Raw genomic sequence first — 15591 nt, 5'->3', positions numbered from 1 at the left:
CCGCTCGCCCGTCCGGCCTGATCGGCGGTCAGCGGCCCGCGGCGGCGGGTCACCGGAGACGACGGAGCGGCCGGTCGTCTCCGAGGACGACGACCGGCCGCTCGCGTTGCGGTCAGCTCAGGTTGACCGCGGTGTCGTCGACGACGAAGGACGTCTGGAGGGAGGCGTCCTCCACGCCGCTGAACGAGATGGTGGCGGTGGTGCCGGCCAGCGACGAGATGTCGAAGGACCGCTGCACGTAGCCGGTGGCCTTGTTCAGGTTGGAGTAGGTCGCCAGCGTGGTGCTGCCGGCCTTGACGGTCAGCTTGTCGTACGCGGTGCTCGTGGTGGACTCCGCGCTGTCGACGTGCAGCCAGAAGCTCAGCGTGGCCCGGCAGCCGGCCGGGATGCTGACCGACTGGGTGAGCGTGTCGGTGTGCGAGGAGCCGTAGCCGTCGAGCCACGCCTTGTACGAGCCGCCGTGCGCGGCCTGGCCGCTGTCGGTGGTGATGACGCCGGACGAGGCGGTCCAGTTCACGTTGCCCGACTCGAAGCCGGGGTTGGCCAGCTTGTTGCCGGAGCAGCCACCCGACGGCGGGGTGGAGGTGGTCGGCGTGGGCGTCGGGGTGCCGCCGCCGGAGCAGGTCGGGTCACCCGACTGCGCCGGCACGCTGACCGCGTCCCAGGCCGCCTTGACCGTGTTGAACTCGGTGCAGCCGCTCGGGTAGAGGTTCTTCGCCGCCTGCAGCGTCCAGGTGCGGTACTTCAGGTACGACGAGGACGAGGTCTTCAGCAGCATCGCGTTGTACATGATCTTGATGGCCTTCTGGATGCCCAGGCCGGTCACGCTGCCACCGTTGCAGGTCGAGCTGGACGGCTGCCCGTTGGTCGGGCTGTTGCCGTTGGCCAGCAGGTAGAACCAGTGGTTGCCCGGCCCGGCGGAGGCGTGCACCTCGCCACCGGGGACGCTGCTGGAGTAGCAGTTCGGGTCGCCGAGCGCCCCCGGGTTGTACATGTTGCGGATCGGGCCGGAGCCGACCAGGTTGATCTTCTCGCCGACCAGGAAGTCCGGCGCGTCGTAGCTGGACGGCTCGTTGGCGAACCACTCGGTGGCCGCGCCGAACGTGTCCGCCACGAACTCCTGGGTGCCGCCGCCGGAGATGCCACCGGGGGTGTGGTCGTCGATGCCGTGGCCGATCTCGTGGGCCACCACGTCGAGCGAGCCGATCCACTGACCGGCGGTGTTCTTGCCGATCTGGACCTGGGTGCCGTCGTAGTAGGCGTTCTGGTCGTTCAGGCCCACCCGGATCGGCCAGTAGCCGCCGTTGCCGTCGGCGCCGTTGCGGCCCAGCCACTGGTTGAGCATCTTGTGCTCGGTCTGGGCGGAGAACAGCGCGTCGACGCAGCCGGTCTCCTTGTTGGTGCCGGTGCCGTTGCCCCAGGCGTCGTCGGTGCCGCTGAACGTGGTGTTGTTCGCGGCGTCCTGGCAGCTGAGGTTCGTGACGGTCGGGTCCTTCATGGTGTACGTGCTGCCCGACTGGGTGGTGTTCAGCGTCAGCGGGCTGGGCCCGTTCCAGGCGCCGGTGCCGGTGCCGTTGACGATGTGCTCCTGCTTGCGCAGCACCGCCCCGGTACGGGCGTCGACGTCCACGGTGAGCCGGCTGGCGCCGTCCGCGCCGGTGCCGCGCACGGTGGTCTCCCAGGCCAGCGTCGGGCTGGCGCCGAGCGTGTAGACCACGAGCGTGGTGCCCTCGACCGCGCTGACGGTCTTGAGCTGGGCGCGCGCCGTCTTCGCGGCGGCGGTCGAGGTCAGCTTGGGGGTGGTGGCGAGCGCGCCGATCGGCCGCTGCTGGGCGACCGAGGCGTACTTCAGGTTGCCGGCGGCGTCGGTGGCGAGCACGAAGTCGCCGCCGACCACCGGCAGGCCCCGGTAGGTCCGCTCGTAGGGCACGTACTGGGTGCCCTCGGAGGAGATCACGGGCTTCTGCACGAACGCGTCGTCGGAGCCGGCCTGCAGGTAGGCGGGACGGTTCGCGACCAGCGCGCGAGCCGAGTCGGCGGCTGTCGCGCGGGCCTGGGCGGGGTTCGGGGCGGCGGGCCCGGGGGGCGCGGCCTGCACGGCCGCGGCGGTGCCGGCGGCCAGCACGCCGGCCGCGGCCGCGCCGGTGAGCGCGGCGAGGCGGGGTGAGAGCTTCAAGAGGGTGTGCTCCTGTTCCTAGGCGCGCCGCACGGAGCCCGGTGGGGACGGGCGGCGCGATGGTGCGAGGCGGGGTGACGGTCGGTCACCGGAGCTGCCGGCGTGGCTCCGGGTCGACAGATCGACCGTCCGGGCCGTCGGGGGTCGGCGGCTCGTTGGGTGCACAATCACACGGCGTGCGAGCCGGGAGCAATGGGTGACCGGGGCAACCGACACCTGCCGGACAGTCGGCCGTCGACGCGAATTCAGGAAGCCATGATCTTCAATAGCCCCTGATCAGGGTGAACATTGTCGTCCGTGGACGGTGGCTGGTCCGAGATGCGAGGATTGCCGCTCTACGCAATCGGTGCACATAGATTCAGCGTGGACGGGCGGCCGGGCCGGTCCCGGCGGCAGGCGTGGGCCGGGCGCGCTCCGGGTACGAGGGCGCCATGAGAACGAGCACCACCGACCGCCCTGCCCGCACGGGTGTGATCGCGGTCGTGGCCCACCGGAAGAAGACCTTCGGCGGCGGCCTGGACGAGCTGCGCGCCCGCCTCGTCGGCGCCGGCGTCGGCCGGCTGCTCTGGTACGAGGTGCCGAAGAGCCGCAAGGCGCCGAAGCGGGTCCGCGCCGCCCTCGACGAGGGCGCGGAGCTGGTGCTGGTCTGGGGCGGCGACGGCATGGTGCAGCGGTGTGCCGACGCGCTGGCCGGCACCGACGTGCCGATGGGCATCCTGCCCGCCGGCACCGCCAACCTCTTCGCCGTCAACCTCGGCATCCCCGCCGACCTGCCCGAGGCGGTCCGGGTCGCGTTGCACGGCCCGCGCCGCCGGCTGGACCTCGGCCGGATCAACGGGGAGCACTTCGCGGTGATGGCCGGCGCCGGGTTCGACGGCGACCTGATCCGCGACGCGGACCGCCGGCTCAAGAGCCGGCTCGGCCGGGTCGCCTACGTCTGGACCGGGCTGCGGCACGTGCGCGGCGAGTGCGTGCGCACCCGCGTCCGGGTGGACGGCGCCGACTGGTTCGACGGCGAGGCGAGCTGCGTGCTGTTCGGCAACGTCGGCACCATCACCGGCGGCATCCCGGCCTTCGACGACGCCCGGCCCGACGACGGCGCGCTCGAGGTGGGCGTCGCCACCGCCAGCGGCGCCGTGGACTGGGCCCGCACGCTGGGGCGGATGGCCGCCGGGCGCTCCGACGAGTCGCCGTTCGTGCGGATCACCCGGGGTCGGAAGATCACCGTACGGTTCGCCGCGCCGAAGACGTACGAGCTGGACGGCGGCGCGCGGGGCACGGCGAAACGGCTGAAGGTCAAGGTGGTGCCGGGCGGGCTGACGGTCTGCTGCCCGGAGCCGGTGGACTGACCCGGCCGTCGGCGCCGGTGACCGCCCGAGGCAGGATGCCGGCATGCGTGACGACGTCCGCGACTACCTCGCCGACCTGGTCGAGCGTGCCCGCGGCGTGCTCGGCGACGACCTGACCGGCGCGTACGCGGCCGGTTCGGTCGGGCTGGGCGGCTACCAGCCGGGGCGTAGCGACGTGGACGTGGCGTTGCTGGTCGCCGGCCCGGTCCCGGCCGCCGCGAAGCGGGCGCTGGTGGACCGGCTGCGGCACGAGGCGCTGCCCTGCCCGGCGCGCGGCCTGGAGCTGGTCGTCTACCGGCGGGACGTGGCCGCCTCCGGCACGCCCGAGCCGGGCTTCGAGGTGGAGCTGAACACCGGCGCCGCGATGGCGTTCCGGGCCACGTTCGACCCGGCCGACCGGCCCGCCGCCGACGGGCGGTTCTGGTACGCGCTGGACCGCAGCATCCTGCGCCAGTCCGGCCTGGCACTGCTCGGCGCGCCCGCCGCCGACGTCGTCGCCGACCCGTCCCCGGCGGCGCTGCGGGCGCTGCTGGTGGACGCGCTGCGCTGGTGGCTGGCGCGGCCCACACCGCCCGGCGACGGGCCGGCGCCGGGCGCCGAGGACGCGGTGCTCGGGGCCTGCCGCGCGCTGGTGCGCCACCGCGACGGGGTCTGGCTGGGCAAGGTCGACGCCGGCCTGCGGGTGGCCGCCACCGACCCGGACGCCGCGTTGATCCGGGCGTCGATCGCCGCCCGCCGCGGCGCCCCGCCCCCGACCGGTCCGGCCGCCCGCGCGTTCCAGCGCCGCGTCCTGTCCTGCCTCACCGCCGACGGCGACCCCCGACGATCATGAGGTTGGCGGCCGCCGCCGTCCGGATTGTCGCGGCCAACCTCATGATCGCCGCCCGACCGACCGGGGCGGACCGGGGACGGGATTAGGGTGGGGTCGGGAGGATGGTGATCATGGGAGAGTTGAGCGCGTCGGTCCGGGCCGGGCTGGAGGCGGCGGTGCCCGGCGGGGTGAGCACCCGGGCCGCGGACCGGCTGCGGCTGGCCCACGACGCGTCGCACTACCTGCTGCACCCCGGCGCGGTGGCCACCCCGGCCGACGCCGGCCAGGTCGCCGCGCTGCTGACGCACAGCCGCCGCACCGGCACGCCGCTGACGTTCCGCTCCGGCGGCACCAGCCTCAGCGGCCAGGCGGTCACCGACCGGCTGCTCGTCGACGTCCGCCGGCACTTCCGCGACCTGACGGTGCTCGACGACGGGCGGCGGGTGCGGGTGCAGCCGGGCGTGGTGCTGCGGCAGGTCAACGCGCGGCTCGCGCCGCACGGTCGCCGGCTCGGCCCGGACCCGGCCAGCGAGTCCGCCTGCACGGTCGGCGGCGTGGTCGCCAACAACTCCAGCGGCATGACCTGCGGCACCGAGGCCAACACCTACCGCACGCTGGAGTCGCTGGTGCTGGTGCTGCCCAGCGGCACCGTGCTGGACACCGGCGCCCCGGACGCCGACGCCCAGTTGCGCGCCGCCGAGCCGGCGCTGCACACCGGCCTGCTCCGGCTGCGCGACCGGGTCCGCGGCAACCCCGACTCGGTGCGCCGGGTCCGCGCCCAGTTCGCCATGAAGAACACCATGGGGTACGGCGTCAACGCGTTCCTCGACCACGACGACGCGGCCGACCTGCTCACCCGGCTGGTGGTGGGCAGCGAGGGCACGCTCGCGTTCGTCGCGTCCGCGACGTTCCGCACCGTACCCGTGCACCGGCACGCCGCGACCGGCCTGCTGGTCTTCGACTCCCTCAACGCGGCGATGGCCGCCATGCCGGCGCTGGTGGCCGCCGGGCCGGCGGCGGTCGAGCTGCTCGACGCCGCCGCGCTGCGGGTGGCCCAGCGCGACCCGAAGGCGGACGCCGCGCTGCGCGCCCTGGCCGTGCGCGGGCACGCCGCGTTGCTGGTGGAGTGGCAGGAGTCCGCGCCGGACGCGTTGGCCGACCGGGTCGCCGCCGCCGGGCCGGTGCTGGCCGACCTGCCGCTGACCACCCCGGCCCGGCTCAGCGGCGAGCCCGCCGCCCGGGCCGCGCTGTGGCACATCCGCAAGGGGCTGTACGCGGCGGTGGCCGGCGCCCGCCCGTCCGGCACCACCGCGCTGCTGGAGGACATCGCGGTGCCGGTGGCGGCGCTCGCCGACACCTGCGCGGCGCTGGCCGACCTGTTCGGCCACCACCGCTACGCCGACAGCGTGATCTTCGGGCACGCCAAGGACGGCAACCTGCACTTCATGCTCAACGAGCGGTTCGCCGACGGCGCGGCCCCGGACCGCTACGCCGACTTCACCGAGGAACTGGTCGACCTGGTGCTCGGCCACGGCGGCACGCTCAAGGCCGAGCACGGCACCGGCCGGGTGATGGCCCCGTACGTGCGCCGTCAGTTCGGCGACGAGCTGTACGACGTGATGCGGGAGCTGAAGACGCTCTGCGACCCGCACGGGGTGCTCAACCCGGGCGTGCTGCTCAGCGACGACCCGACGGTGCACCTGCGGCACCTGAAGACCGTGCCGACCGTCGAGGAGGAGGTGGACCGCTGCGTCGAGTGCGGTTACTGCGAGCCGGTCTGCCCCAGCCGCGACCTGACCACCACGCCCCGGCAGCGCATCGTGCTGCGCCGGGAGATCGCCGCCGCCGAGGCCGCCGGCGACGCCGCGCTGGCCCGGGAGCTGACCGACGCGTACGACTACGACGCGGTGCAGACGTGCGCCGTGGACGGCATGTGCGCCACCGCCTGCCCGGTGCTGATCAACACCGGTGACCTGGTCAAGCGACTGCGCGCCGAGGAGCAGGGCCGGGCGGCGCGGGCCGGCTGGCGGGGCGCGGCCCGACGCTGGGGCGCCACCACCCGGGGCATGGCCCGTGGGCTGGACCTGGCCGGCGCGCTGCCGCCGGCGCTGCCCGAGGCGGCCACCCGGGCGGCCCGCTTCGTGCTGGGCGCCGAGCGGGTGCCGCAGTGGCGGCGGGACCTGCCGCGCGGCGGCACGCCCCGCCGGCCGCACCCGGCCGACGAGCCGGACGCGGTCTTCGTCCCGTCCTGCCTCGGCACGCTGTTCGCCCCCGCCGAGGGCGGGACCGGCGTGGCCGACGCGCTGCGCACGCTCGCCGACCGGGCCGGCGTACGCCTGCTCGTGCCGGCCGGCGTCGGCGACCTGTGCTGCGGCACCCCCTGGTCGTCCAAGGGCCTCACCGACGGGTGGCGGGCGGTGCGGGACCGGGTGCCGGCGGTGCTGCGGGCGGCCAGCCGGGACGGCGCGCTGCCGGTGGTCAGCGACGCCGCCTCCTGCACCGAGGGCTTCGACCGGCTGCTCGCCGACGCCGGCGGGCTCCGCGTGGTCGACGCGGTGGAGTTCACGGCCACCACGCTGCTGCCACGGCTGACCGTGCGCCGCCGGCTCGGCTCGCTGGCGCTGCACCCGACCTGCTCGTCGGTGCGGCTGGGCCTGGACGACGCGGTGCTCACGGTGGCCCGGGCGGTCGCCGACGAGGTGGTGGTCCCGGAGGGCTGGCAGTGCTGCGGCTTCGCCGGCGACCGGGGTCTGCTGCACCCGGAGCTGACCGCGTCGGCGACCCGCGCCGAGGCCGCCGCCGTGACGGCCCGCCCGTTCGACGGGTACGCCTCGGTGAACCGTACCTGCGAGATCGGCCTGACGCGGGCCACCGGGCAGCCGTACCGGCACCTGCTGGAGCTGCTGGCCGAGGCCACCGTCGGATCCGGCGGGGCTGCCGGGCACGGCGATCATGTCTAGGCTCGGGCGATGCATCGGTCCCGCCTGTACGCCCTGATCATCGACGCGCCGAAGGAGTCGGCCGGGGAGGTGAGCGCGTTCTGGTCCGCCGCGCTCGGCGCCGAGGTGCGCACCGACCCGTCGGAGCCCGAGTTCACCGGCCTGGCCGACGTGGTGCCGGGCCTGGTCACCGCCGTGCAGGCGGTGGACGACACGCCCCGGCACCACCTCGACATCGAAACCGACGACGTGCCCGCCGAGGTCGAGCGGCTGCGCGGGCTGGGCGCCACCCCGGTCTCCCGCTGGCAGGACTGCCACGTGCTGCGCGCCCCCGGCGGTCACCTCGTCTGTGTCATCCCGGTGGCCAGCGACCCGGAGCTGTTCGAGGCCACCGCCAGCCGCTGGCCGTGACGGCCGGCGCCCCGACCCGTCGACGGGTCGGGGCGCCGGTCCTCGGTCACCGGGAGTAGGGCAGGGTGATCGTCGAGCGGTCGCCGGTGCCGACCGTGGTGGGGTTGTTGCCGATGGCGTTCCACACCTCGACCTTCACCGTGCCACCGGCCAGGTTGCCCAGCGTGCCGGTGGCCGACGCCAGGCCCTGGGTCTGGCGGTAACGCTCCAACCCGACGATCGGGTCGGTGGCGAAGTACCGGTAGGTCTCCACCCGGTCGAAGCTGCCGTCACCGGTCAGGTCGTACGAGACCCGGGCCTGGACGCCGTTGCCGACCGCGATGCCGGCGTCGACGCCCAGGTCGAAGGCGGTGGTCCCGCCGGTGTACGTGCCGGTCAGCCCGGTGGCGGTGAAGACCTGCGGGCTGGTCGGCGTCCCGTCGTGGTTGCCGTTCGCGGCGACGACGGTGACCGTGCCGGCCGGGCCGGCGGTGCCGTCCAGCCCGCCGCCGGCGGCCAGGTAGCGGGTCGGCTCCAGCGTCGGCGTCGAGGTGCTCGGGCTGGGGCTCGGGCTGGTCGGCGTCGGGCTGGCGGTGGTCGGGGTGGGCGTCGGGGTGGTCGGGTCCGGCGTCGGCGTGCCGGTCGGCGGGGGGCCGGTCGGCACGGTCACGCCGCCGGTGGCGTTGCCGCCGCTCCAGGTGTACGCCCCGGAGGTGGCGGTCTTCCCGGCCGGCACGGCGAGCCGGGTGCCGTCGGAGAACGTGACGGTCAGCGGCGCGGCGGTGATGTTCGACGCCACGTAGGTGCGTGCGGTGCCCTTGCGGAACACCTTGGCCAGCGGGTGGTTCGCGGTGACCGTGGTGTCCACGTTGCCGAGTGCGGCCAGGTTGCGGATCCAGTGGAACGTGTGCGCCTTGCTCTCGCCCTCCTCGCTGGCGAACGTGCTGTTGGCCCGGAAGTTGCGCAACGCCTCGTCGCCGTCGCCGAGCGCCAGGAACTCCCAGATGATGTCCTGCCACACCGTCGGCGGGCCGTTCTTGTTGGTGAGCAGCTCGGCGTAGTTGGCCTTGACGTACTCGGGGTGGTCGCCCAGGTAGAGGTGCCCGCCGGTGATCGGCAGCATGTTGATGCCCTGGATCATCTCCGGCGCGGAGGAGAACCAGGTGGCGTACGCGCCGCCGTCGCCCCACACCATGCCGACGGTCTTGTGCCCGAAGCCGGCCGGGAAGTTCTCGTCGTGCACGTCGAACCAGTATTCCGAGATGGCCGCCGACTGCGTGGTCCACAGGTAGACGCCGGCGTCCCGGACGGCGGTGTTGCCGGTGGCCTGTCCCCACTGGATCAGGGCGTTGGCGAAGTTCATCCCCTCCGAGGAGGACTCCTGGTTGTTGCCGGCGAAGAACGGCGCCAGGCCGGAGGCCCAGTCGTGGCCGGCGTAGATGTCGAAGTCCCGCAGGTACGGGAAGCGCCCGTCGGCCCGGTCGTAGTTGTTGGCGTCGCGGATGAGCAGGTCGACCATGCCGCCGTAGCGGGTGTCGTCGGCCCAGCCGGGGTCGAACTTGGCCACCGTGGCCGCCGCGGCGACGAAGTAGCCGTAGTGGAAGTGGTGGTCGTTGAGGTCCTCGTCGGAGCCGTACGAGGCGGGGTAGCCGATCAGCGTGCCCCAGTTGCGGTCGTAGTAGAAGAGCTGGCCGGTCTCGCCGGAGCCGGCGGTGAGCCAGTTGGTGAGCCGGGTCTTCATGGCCGCCACGGCCGCGTCGCGGACCGGGGTGAGCCCGAGCTGGTCGGCGATCTCGGCGATCCGGGCGGCCCGGCCGAGGCCCTTGCCGGCCCAGTAGGTGTCCTTGCCGCTGATCCCCTCCGGGTTGGCCAGCTCGGCGTTGAGGTAGTTGGTGACCGTGCTCAGGTCCGCGCCGGCGGCGTCGCCGACGGCCGGTACCTCGGGCAGCACACCGGTGAAGCGCATCGAGGTGGTGAACGACGGCACGCCGGCGAGCACCCGCATGGCGCCGCGGGGCGAGACGTACGTCGGGGTGATCGGCGTGGCGCCGGTGAGGCTGCGCCACTGGTGCGGGTAGAGCGCCACGACCGTCTTCGTCTCGGTGCCCTCGCGGGGCGTGGTGGTGAACGCGTAGGTGGTGCGCACCGAGCCGGTCGCCGGGTCGTAGGCGTAGCTCATCCGGGTGCCGGTGACGTGCGCGTGGGCGTACCGGCCGTAGGTGTCGGCCAGGGCGGCCTTGTCCGCGCCGCCGGGCAGCACCGCCACCGAGAAGTAGCCCTTGCCGGCCAGCGTGGAGCTGATGCCGGCGCCGTTGACGGTCCAGGTGGACCCGGTCGGCCCGTACGCGACGTAGTCGTGGCCGTTGACGGTGAAGCCGATGGTGGCGCCGGAGTTGCGCCACACGGTCGGCGTCGCGGTGGCGGTGAGCTGCGCGGCGCCGCCGCCGGTCACGGTGTAGTAGCTGAACGGCAGGCCGTGTCCGATGGTGGCCCGCATGCTGCGGTTGCCGTCGCTCCAGTCGGCGGTGACGGTCCAGTCGGTCCAGTCGGCGGCCTTGACCACCGGCGCGGCCAGCCCGGCCACCCCGACGCGGACGTCCTCGGTGTACGGGTAGTGGTACTCGCCGACCCCGGTCGCGGTGCCGCTGATCGCCGGCGTGGTGGTGTAGGACAGCCCGAGCCCGTTGTTCTCGGCCTTGAACGCCAGCGGGTGGGCCTGGAGGTTCTCGCTGGTCCCGCAGTTGTTGCGCTTCCAGATCAGTGAGGACCACCAGTCGTTGGTGGGGATCGCGCCGGCCGGCGCGTCGGCGGTGGCGAAGACGCGGGGGTTGGTGCTGACCGTGCCGCAGCCCTTGGGCAGCACGGCCCCGGGCGGCAGTGTCTCGGTGTAGCTGCCCGCGCCGACGGTGCCGGCGGTGGCGGTGCCGCCACCGCCGACCACGACGCCGAGCAGGCCGGCCGCCAGCAGGGACGCGGCAGCGAGGGCGATGGCCCGGCGGCGCCGGGGAGTGGACGGGGGAGGGGTCGGCGGCGGTGCGGCGCCGGGGGAGACGTCCCGCAGGGGGAGTGTCATGGAGGTCCCCTTCAGAGGAGAAGGTGGTGTCCGGATGGTGGTCCGACGGTTGAGAGAGCGCTCTCTTGAGAAGCGAGATTAGGTTCCGGTTACGCGTCCGTCAATGTTTTGTTGCCCAAGAGAGCGCTCTCCCACCCCCGCTCGCGCCCCACCCACACCCCCGCGAGCGCCCCCTTTTTCCCGGAAAGAGTGGCTATCCGGCACCGGATAGCCACTCTTTCCGTGAACGTGAGTGGGAGCGGGGTGGGGTGGGTGGTGGGATGGGTCAGGCGGCGGGGGCCAGGCGCTGAGGGGCGGTGGTGGGTGACGCGCCGGTCGCGGACGACCCGGGCCGGGCGGCGCTCAGCCCCGCCTGCGCGGTGTCCCAGGCGGCGCACGGCCAGGCCGCGCCGGCGCAGCTCGGGCTGGCGCACGCCCGCTCCGCGTCCGGCTGGTGCGCGTCGGCCACCGCGGCGGACAGATCCCACAGCAGTGGGTCGGTCACCTCCGCCGGACGGGCGGCGGCGCGGTCGGTGCTGGATTCGGACATGGTCGATCCCCCCTGTGGTGAACGGCCCCCACCTGTTTCCGGAACCGGCCCCCGGCAAACCTGCGGGTGATCGGGAAGGGGCATAGGCTGGCCGGCGTGGCGCGGTACTACGACCTGCATCCGGACAACCCCCAACCCCGGGTGATCCGGCAGGTGGTGGACCTGCTCCGGTCCGACGGCGTGATCGTCTACCCGACCGACTCCTGCTACGCGTTCGGCTGCCGGCTCGGCAACCGGGCCGGCGTGGAGCGGATCCGGGAGATCCGGCGGCTCGACGAGCGGCACCCGTTCACGCTGGTGTGCGCCGACTTCGCCCAGCTCGGTCAGTTCGTCAAGCTCAGCAACGCGGTCTTCCGGCAGGTCAAGTCCGTGATCCCGGGCAGTTACACGTTCCTGCTGCCGGCCACCTCGGAGGTGCCGCGTCGGTTGCAGGACCCGCGCCGGCGGGTGGTCGGCGCGCGGGTGCCGAAGCACACCGTCACCCAGGCGTTGCTCGCCGAGCTGGGCGAGCCGCTGCTCTCCAGCACCCTGCTGCTGCCCGGTGAGACGGAGCCGATGACCCAGGGCTGGGAGATCAAGGAACGGCTCGACCACCTGGTCGAGGCCGTGGTCGACGCCGGGGACTGCGGGCTCGAACCGACCACCGTGGTCGACCTGTCCGGCCCGGAGCCGGAGATCCTGCGCCGGGGCGCCGGCGACCCGTCCCGCTTCGAGTAGCGATCGGCCCGTTCCGCCGCACCGGGCCCACGAGGTGCGGCACGGTGGTTCCGGCGGACGGTGACGGGGGTACCGCGTGGACGCACTGGTGCTGATCGGCGTGCTCGGTGCCACCGTGCTCGTCGGCACCACCATCGGCGGCCGGTACAGCGTCGCGCCGCCGGTGCTGCTGATCGCCATGGGCGCGCTGCTCGGCCTGCTGCCCCCGTTCGAGAACGTGGTCCTCGAACCCGAGGTGGTGCTGGTGCTGTTCCTGCCGGCGATCCTCTACCGGGAGAGCCTGGTGATCAGCCTCCGGGAGATCCGGGCCAACCTCGCGGTGATCGTGCTGCTGGCCGTCGCGCTGGTGATCATCACGATGGTCGCGGTCGCGTACGTCACCCGGGCCCTCGGGGTGGAACCGGCCGCCGCCTGGGTGCTCGGCGCGGTCCTGGCGCCCACCGACGCCGCCGCCGTCGCCGGCCTGGCCAAGCGGATGCCGCGGGGCATCCTCACCACGCTGCGCGCGGAGAGCCTGGTCAACGACGGTACGGCGCTGGTGCTGTTCGCGGTGGCGGTGGGCGTGATCGCCGGCGGGAAGGTGCCCGGGGCGTTCTCGCTGACCGGGCAGTTCGTCGGCAAGTCGCTGGGTGGGGTGGCCGCCGGGCTGCTCGTCGGGGGCCTGGTCGTGCTGATCCGCAAACACGTCGACGACGCGATGCGCGAGGGCGGGCTGAGCATCATGACCCCGTTCGTCGCGTTCCTGCTCGCCGACGCGGTGCACGCCAGCGGCGTGCTCGCGGTGGTCGTCTCCGGTCTGCTGCTGTCGTGGGCGGGCCCCCGGGTGATCCGAGCCCGCTCCCGGGTCACCGCGTACGCGTTCTGGGACCTCTCCACCTTCATGATCAACGGCAGCCTGTTCGTGCTGCTCGGCATGCAGGTGCCGCGTTCGCTGCGCAGCATCACCAGCCACTCGCCGGTGGCGTCGTTCGGCATCGCGGTGCTGGTGGCGCTGGTCGTCGTGGTCACCCGGCTGGCCTGGGTGCACCTGTCGGTCTCGGCGCTGCAACGCGTGGACCGGCGGGAGTCGCGGCGGTCGCGCCACTTCGACGCCCGGATGCGTACCGCGGCGGGCTGGGCAGGGTTCCGGGGCGCGGTCTCGCTCGCGGCGGCGCTGGCCGTGCCGGTGGCCACGCACGACGGCACGCCGGTGCGCGAACGTGACCTGATCATCTTCGTCACCGTGGTGGTGATCGTGCTGATCATGGTGGTGCAGGGCACCACGCTGCCCGCGGTCGTGGGCTGGGCCGGGCTGACCGGTGACCGGGAGCGCGCGGACGAGATGCGGGTGGCCCGGATCCGGGCCACCGAGGCGGTGCTCGAGGCGCTGCCGGGAACCGCCGCGGAGCTGGGCGTCGCGCCGGACACCGTGGAGCGGCTCCGCGCCGGTTACCAGGACCACCTGGACGACGTCCGCAACCCGCGCGACGAGGCGACGGACCGGGAGCGGGAGCTGGCCCGGCGACTCCAGTTGGAGATGCTGGACCGCAAGCGTCAGGCGGTGACCCGGCTGCGCAACACCAACCAGATCGACGAGGCGGTGCTGCGGGAACTCCAGGCGGCCACCGACATCGAGGAGTTGCGACTGCTCGGCCCCGAGCTGGAGGACTGAACGTCGCGTCGATGGCCAGTCCCGCCCCCCGCCCGCGCCCGATTCACGGAAAGAGTGGCTATCCGGGCCCGGATAGCCACTCTTTCCGTGAAACAGGGGGATAGCGGGAGAGGGGAGAGGGGAGAAGGGATCAGCCGGCGGTGCAGCTCGGGGTGCCGGCGGGGGCGGTGCCCGTCCCCTGGAACCCGAACTCGGTGCTGCCGCCGGCGCCGACCTGGCGGTTGTAGTCGACGTTGCGGAACGTCACCGCACCGCTGGAGCCGCTGGCCTGCGCGCTCCACGCGTTGGTGACCGACGAGCCGGCGGGCAGCGTCACCGACACCGACCATCCGTTGAGCGGGCTGCCCCCGGCGGTGACCCGCACGGTGGTGACGAAGCCGCCCTGCCACTGGTTGGTGGTCAGCGTCGCGGTGCAGGCGCCGGCCGGCGGGGGCGTCGACGGCGGCTCCGACGTGGGCGGCGTGGTGGTGGGCGGCGTGGTCGTCGGCGGCGGCGTGGTCGGCGGGGTGCTGGTCGGCGGCGTGGTGCCGCCGGCGTTCAGCGCGTTGAGCACCGACGTGTACGCCGCCTTCTTGTTGCCGTTGCCGTCGAACAGCAGCGGCGTGCCGCTGGCCCGCCACGAGTCGCTGTCGCGGATGCCCCAGACCGTGATGCCGTTGCAGCGCGCCACGGCCAGGCAGTCCTTGACCACGTTGCCGTACGCGGTGGCCTGGGTGCTGCCGGAGCCCTCGATGTCCAGCTCGGTGATCTGCACGTCGACGCCGAGGTCGGCGAAGTTCTGCAACGTGGTGCGGTAGTTGCCCGGGTAGGGCGAGCCGTTGTTGAAGTGCGACTGGAAGCCGACGCAGTCGATCGGCACGCCGCGGGCCTTGAAGTCCTTGACCATGTTGTAGACGCCCTGCGTCTTGGCCCAGGTCCAGTTGTCGGTGTTGTAGTCGTTGTAGCAGAGCTTGGCGCCCGGGTCGGCGGCGCGGGCGGTGCGGAAGGCGACCTCGATCCAGTCGTTGCCGGTGCGTTGCAGGTTGGAGTCGCGCCGGCCGCCGTTACTGTCGTCGAACGCCTCGTTGACCACGTCCCAGGCGTAGATCTTGCCCTTGTAGTGCGTGGCGACCTGGGTGATGTGGTTGACCATGGCGTTGCGCAGCGCGGTGCCGGACAGGCTCTGCGCCCAGCCCGGCTGCTGCTGGTGCCAGGCCAGCGCGTGCCCGCGCACCCGCATGCCGTTGGCCTGGGCGTGCGCCACGATCCGGTCGGCGCTGGAGTAGTTGAACTGGTTCTGGGACGGCTCGGTGGCGTCCCACTTCATCTCGTTCTCCGGCGTGACCATGTTGAACTCGCGGTTCAGGATGCCGACGTACGTGCTGTCGGACAGCTTGTTCGCGGCCACCGCGGTGCCGAAGTAGCGGCCCTGTTCCGCCGCCGACGCGCCGAGCGTCGTGCCGGCGCTGGCGCTGGTCGCCACCGCGATCGTCGCGGCCACGGCCGCGGCTCCGGCCACGATCGACACCACCGCGGCACGCGGGCGCGACCGGGCTGCCGCGCTTCCGCTGTCGCGGGCGAGCACCTTGTCCATGTGAAAGCCTTTCCTAGCTTGGGCGAATGGGGAGGTCGCCCCGACCACCGCCCGTCACGGTGTCGGCTCGTGCGCGGCCGCCCGGAGGCCGCGCGGGATGGGGAGAGACTCCCCGCCACCGTGGGTCGATCGAAGCAGATCCCTGGCCGGAGAGCCTACCGGAACCGTTCCGAAAACTTAACGCCGTCGATACCCGAGTTTGCCCGGCGCGGCCGGCGGCCGAGGGCGTGAAGATGCGGGTTGGGTGGTCGACCCGACCGGCGTGCCGGCTCCGGAAGTTTCGGCGCCGGGCATGCCGAGGCGGCCCGGTCGCGCCGCTGTCCGGCACCGGACGGCGGCCGGCGCTTGAACGCGGGCGGGTCGGGGTCGATGCTGAACGGAAT

Annotated in this window: 10 protein-coding genes; 6 read left to right on the top strand and 4 right to left on the bottom strand. The window is 73.5% G+C overall.

Going from position 1 to position 15591, the window contains the following annotated elements; all coding sequences use genetic code 11:
• Nucleotides 1–112: 112 nt before the first annotated feature.
• Entirely contained in the window at nt 113–2176 is a 2064-nt protein-coding gene (locus OG767_RS17795) for a M4 family metallopeptidase (RefSeq protein WP_405089579.1), read from the bottom strand.
• Nucleotides 2177–2607: 431 nt separating this feature from the next.
• On the opposite strand from OG767_RS17795, the gene OG767_RS17790 reads away from it, so the two are divergent.
• The 4 genes from OG767_RS17790 to OG767_RS17775 all read left to right on the top strand — a co-directional run bounded on the left by OG767_RS17790 (nt 2608) and on the right by OG767_RS17775 (nt 7686).
• Complete coding sequence (locus OG767_RS17790) at nt 2608–3525, top strand: diacylglycerol kinase family protein (RefSeq protein WP_107158137.1); 918 nt, start codon at nt 2608–2610, stop codon at nt 3523–3525.
• A 43-nt stretch (nt 3526–3568) separates the two neighbouring features.
• Nucleotides 3569–4357, top strand: a complete 789-nt coding sequence (locus OG767_RS17785; protein WP_405089578.1) for a nucleotidyltransferase domain-containing protein — start codon at nt 3569–3571, stop codon at nt 4355–4357.
• A 110-nt stretch (nt 4358–4467) separates the two neighbouring features.
• On the top strand, nt 4468–7296 hold the full coding sequence (locus OG767_RS17780; protein WP_405089577.1) for an FAD-binding and (Fe-S)-binding domain-containing protein: 2829 nt from the start codon (nt 4468–4470) through the stop codon (nt 7294–7296).
• A 9-nt stretch (nt 7297–7305) separates the two neighbouring features.
• Nucleotides 7306–7686, top strand: a complete 381-nt coding sequence (locus OG767_RS17775; protein WP_281941517.1) for a VOC family protein — start codon at nt 7306–7308, stop codon at nt 7684–7686.
• 46 nt (nt 7687–7732) lie between these two features.
• Here OG767_RS17775 and OG767_RS17770 read toward each other — a convergent pair whose 3' ends face one another.
• On the bottom strand, nt 7733–10738 hold the full coding sequence (locus tag OG767_RS17770) for a glycosyl hydrolase (RefSeq protein ID WP_405089576.1): 3006 nt from the start codon (nt 10736–10738) through the stop codon (nt 7733–7735).
• Between the two features lie 265 nt (nt 10739–11003).
• Nucleotides 11004–11267, bottom strand: coding sequence for a hypothetical protein (locus OG767_RS17765; protein ID WP_405089575.1), 264 nt, complete (start codon nt 11265–11267; stop codon nt 11004–11006).
• Between the two features lie 96 nt (nt 11268–11363).
• Here OG767_RS17765 and OG767_RS17760 point away from each other — a divergent pair, with 96 nt between their 5' ends.
• Entirely contained in the window at nt 11364–11984 is a 621-nt protein-coding gene (locus OG767_RS17760) for an L-threonylcarbamoyladenylate synthase (RefSeq protein WP_405089574.1), read from the top strand.
• A gap of 76 nt (nt 11985–12060) precedes the next feature.
• Nucleotides 12061–13635: a Na+/H+ antiporter gene (locus OG767_RS17755; protein WP_405089573.1), complete on the top strand. Its 1575-nt coding sequence runs from the start codon at nt 12061–12063 to the stop codon at nt 13633–13635.
• Between the two features lie 130 nt (nt 13636–13765).
• Here OG767_RS17755 and OG767_RS17750 read toward each other — a convergent pair whose 3' ends face one another.
• Nucleotides 13766–15208: an endo-1,4-beta-xylanase gene (locus OG767_RS17750; protein ID WP_405089572.1), complete on the bottom strand. Its 1443-nt coding sequence runs from the start codon at nt 15206–15208 to the stop codon at nt 13766–13768.
• Nucleotides 15209–15591 lie beyond the last annotated feature (383 nt).

The sequence above is a fragment of the Micromonospora sp. NBC_01392 genome, from assembly GCF_045040125.1.
In the GTDB taxonomy this organism is placed as follows: Bacteria; Actinomycetota; Actinomycetes; order Mycobacteriales; family Micromonosporaceae; genus Micromonospora.
This window is presented reverse-complemented; position numbering and strand designations above follow the sequence as displayed.

Coding starts and splice junctions, on each gene's coding strand:
- OG767_RS17790 (WP_107158137.1), top strand. CDS start 2,608: ATGAGAACGAGCACCACCGACCGCCCTGCCCGCACGGGTGTGATCGCG.
- OG767_RS17785 (WP_405089578.1), top strand. CDS start 3,569: ATGCGTGACGACGTCCGCGACTACCTCGCCGACCTGGTCGAGCGTGCC.
- OG767_RS17780 (WP_405089577.1), top strand. CDS start 4,468: ATGGGAGAGTTGAGCGCGTCGGTCCGGGCCGGGCTGGAGGCGGCGGTG.
- OG767_RS17775 (WP_281941517.1), top strand. CDS start 7,306: ATGCATCGGTCCCGCCTGTACGCCCTGATCATCGACGCGCCGAAGGAG.
- OG767_RS17770 (WP_405089576.1), bottom strand. CDS start 10,738: ATGACACTCCCCCTGCGGGACGTCTCCCCCGGCGCCGCACCGCCGCCG.
- OG767_RS17765 (WP_405089575.1), bottom strand. CDS start 11,267: ATGTCCGAATCCAGCACCGACCGCGCCGCCGCCCGTCCGGCGGAGGTG.
- OG767_RS17750 (WP_405089572.1), bottom strand. CDS start 15,208: ATGGACAAGGTGCTCGCCCGCGACAGCGGAAGCGCGGCAGCCCGGTCG.